A 2,646-nucleotide genomic window follows, 5' to 3' on the forward strand; every position below is an offset into this window, starting at 1 on the left:
CAGGAACTCGCCAATGCCAAGACTGAAATCGATACTCTTCGGGCTGATGTTGCCGCTGGTCGTCGCAAGCTGCGCATCAAGGGAACCTGTCCCGTATCTGAAACCCCTTCCTCCGGCAGCATGGGCGATGGAACCACCGTCGAACTCACTGGAGAAACTGGATCAACTGTTCTCGATATCCGAGAAGGCATTATCAACGACCGGGCAAAACTGAGATATTTGCAGGATTATGTGAAGACTGAGTGTTTAAGGTGAGAAAATGAACAAGTATCAAATACAGCCACATCACATCCAGCACCTTGCAGAACTGGACAAGGCTCACACTCAGTACCTCGCCAGTGCCGTTAAGCGCGTGTATGTCAAAGCCCAATGTCCAGTGTCTGAAACCGCTGCCCCCTCCGGCATGGATGGTTCAAGACCCGCCCGACTGGAGAAAGACGCTGAGCAAGATTATGTACGTCTCCTCGGAGAACTGGAAACCCTCGAAGCCCAGTATGTTGGACTGAGGGATTATGTGAAGATTGAATGTGGGAGAGAGAAATGATTACATATCAAACACCCATAATACCGACTGAGTATCGGGCACAAGCTAATCAGTCATCATTCTCACCGTCACTCTTCAGGATGTACTGTCTGGCGTTGCAGTTAGAGGCAATTACAGGAGAGATAGAGGAACGGGCCAATATCATGAGAACAAATAACACTCTGCCACCTCAGAGCAAATGATTCTGGGGTGGTGGGGTATATTAGGACGGAGTGTCGGTGAGTCTTGTTTGAGGTTGGAAACAATTATGAGAACTGTATTCGAGTCATAGCAAAAATTAGAATGGATTTCCTGATGTGGTGTAATCACATGAGTTTATACCCTAAAAAGAAATGCAAATTAAGGAAATCTCGTGAAATTTGATATTAAAAATATTAGATATTATGTAGTAGAAGAAACAATAGAGGTGGAAGTTAATATTTTTACGGATGAAATTAGTAGAAACTTTTTTACAGCTTGGGTTGAGTTGCGATATAGCGACAATTTATCCCTAGGGGAGATTAAAGAAAAATCCGTAGAAATAGCAAAAGAAAAATTTAAAGAAGCAGTTAGCCAAATTTAAAACCAGCCTATTACAGCAATAACCCCTGCCATCACCTCTTCGGACGTGGTGGTTTTTTTATATCTGCATTTCACCGCGCACTCACAGCGCACATCAATAAAAAAACGCAGAACCTTACAGAAAGTCGAGCCTGAGAAATCCGTTAATGGGTATTTCTGCGGGCGGCTTTCTACGTGAGCAGGTTCGATTTTCTATAAGGAAAGTACCCTATGAGTAATATCATTCCATTTGAGTATGACGGTCATCCTATTCGCTTTAACGATGAGGGATGGATTAATGCCACAGATGTAGCAGGCAAGTTTGGGAAAGAACCCAATGATTGGTTACGTCAAATAGACACCCTTGAGTACCTTTCGGCCCTTAGCCATAAGCTATTTGGTAATTCCGGTTCTCTGACGGAAATAAGCAAAATCAAACAGTTAGATACGTCATCAGCAGCTTCGCGGGCAAAAGTTCTTAAGTTCGTTAAGAAAACGGGGTTAGTGAGTACGAAAACAGGCCCGCAGGGAGGAACTTGGTTACACCCGAAGCTTGCAGTTCGCTTTGCCCGCTGGTTATCCGTTGATTTTGAAATCTGGTGTGATGAGCAGATCGATGTTTTGATTCGAGGTACTCAACCTGTTTTTGATGACCATCGCATCAATGCCATCTTTCTTCTGGATAAACCTGCTTCATGGGAAAAGCTCTTCCAGCAACCTTTTTATCAGGCACTAAGCCGAATGTCTGGCCTGCCCTATAACGGACATATTGGGGGTACTCCGTCTCTGTTTGGCGCAATTACTTCCAAGTGGGTGTATCAGGTTGTATTACCTGACTCAGTTTACGCGGAGGCCAAAGAAGCGGCTAAAGGTAGCGGGGACAAAATTCACCAGTACCTCAAACCAGAAGCACAGAAGTTGGTTGAAGAACAATTGAAAGCGGTAACGATATTGGCTAATGGCTGTGTGGACTACAAAGACTTCGAATCTCGCTGTGTGCAGTCATTCGGCAAGCCAGGTGAGCAAGGCATGTTGATCTTCCCTGTGGAAAGGGAGTTCAGCTATTCAGCGGTTAGATATTAAGCAAGGTGCGAAAAAGCACTTTGGAACAAAATCAAATAGTTAATGTTAACCGTATTGGAGATGAAGTAATGAATACGCCCACTCATGAGTTTTTCTGCTGGCGTGTTGCCGAAGCATATTGCTACTACCTGATGAAAGTAAACCAGAGTCTCGTTTATCGCCACCTGTTTGGCGACATACAGGTCAACCAACATTTTAGTGCTGGTCTGCTGGATGGCCGATTAAGCGAAAGACTCAGCCCCAACAGTCGGACACTGTTTTACGGCAAATTACTTGTGCCGTATGAGAAAAAGCCCAGTGAGCGTGTTGTCTTTATTGGTGGTGTTGCGCCAGAACTAAGCAAGCGCGGCAAGCGTTATATGAATGCTTTTCTGCATGAGTTCGGAATGATGCTCATGGATCTGGGTATCAGAGAGAATAATGGGCTGTACCGACTACCTATTGATGAAGAAGTCTGAATACAAAATCCTCCAAAGCAT

Annotated in this window: 6 protein-coding genes; all 6 read left to right on the forward strand. The window is 44.6% G+C overall.

Annotated features, from left to right (window positions below):
• A partial coding sequence (locus FE394_RS12275) for a lysis protein (protein ID WP_319926670.1) occupies window positions 1–255 on the forward strand: 255 nt, incomplete at its 5' end.
• 4 nt (window positions 256–259) lie between these two features.
• Complete coding sequence (locus tag FE394_RS19935) at window positions 260–544, forward strand: lysis system i-spanin subunit Rz (protein WP_419836335.1); 285 nt, start codon at window positions 260–262, stop codon at window positions 542–544.
• Window positions 541–726 (forward strand): hypothetical protein, encoded by a 186-nt coding sequence (locus FE394_RS12290; protein ID WP_319926671.1) that lies wholly within the window; start codon window positions 541–543, stop codon window positions 724–726. The genes FE394_RS19935 and FE394_RS12290 overlap by 4 nt, the downstream gene beginning before the upstream one ends.
• Before the next feature lie 170 nt (window positions 727–896).
• Window positions 897–1,106: a hypothetical protein gene (locus FE394_RS12295; RefSeq protein ID WP_319926672.1), complete on the forward strand. Its 210-nt coding sequence runs from the start codon at window positions 897–899 to the stop codon at window positions 1,104–1,106.
• A 209-nt stretch (window positions 1,107–1,315) separates the two neighbouring features.
• Window positions 1,316–2,167 (forward strand): KilA-N domain-containing protein, encoded by an 852-nt coding sequence (locus FE394_RS12300; RefSeq protein WP_319926673.1) that lies wholly within the window; start codon window positions 1,316–1,318, stop codon window positions 2,165–2,167.
• Between the two features lie 68 nt (window positions 2,168–2,235).
• Window positions 2,236–2,625: a hypothetical protein gene (locus FE394_RS12305; RefSeq protein ID WP_319926674.1), complete on the forward strand. Its 390-nt coding sequence runs from the start codon at window positions 2,236–2,238 to the stop codon at window positions 2,623–2,625.
• The last annotated feature ends 21 nt before the right edge of the window (window positions 2,626–2,646 follow it).

It is taken from the genome of Xenorhabdus littoralis, from assembly GCF_033949345.1.
Classification (GTDB): domain Bacteria; phylum Pseudomonadota; class Gammaproteobacteria; order Enterobacterales; family Enterobacteriaceae; genus Xenorhabdus; species Xenorhabdus littoralis.

Excerpts from the sequence above, each read along its gene's own strand:
- FE394_RS19935 (WP_419836335.1), top strand. The coding sequence starts at position 260 with ATGAACAAGTATCAAATACAGCCACATCACATCCAGCACCTTGCAGAA.
- FE394_RS12290 (WP_319926671.1), top strand. The coding sequence starts at position 541 with ATGATTACATATCAAACACCCATAATACCGACTGAGTATCGGGCACAA.
- FE394_RS12300 (WP_319926673.1), top strand. The coding sequence starts at position 1,316 with ATGAGTAATATCATTCCATTTGAGTATGACGGTCATCCTATTCGCTTT.
- FE394_RS12305 (WP_319926674.1), top strand. The coding sequence starts at position 2,236 with ATGAATACGCCCACTCATGAGTTTTTCTGCTGGCGTGTTGCCGAAGCA.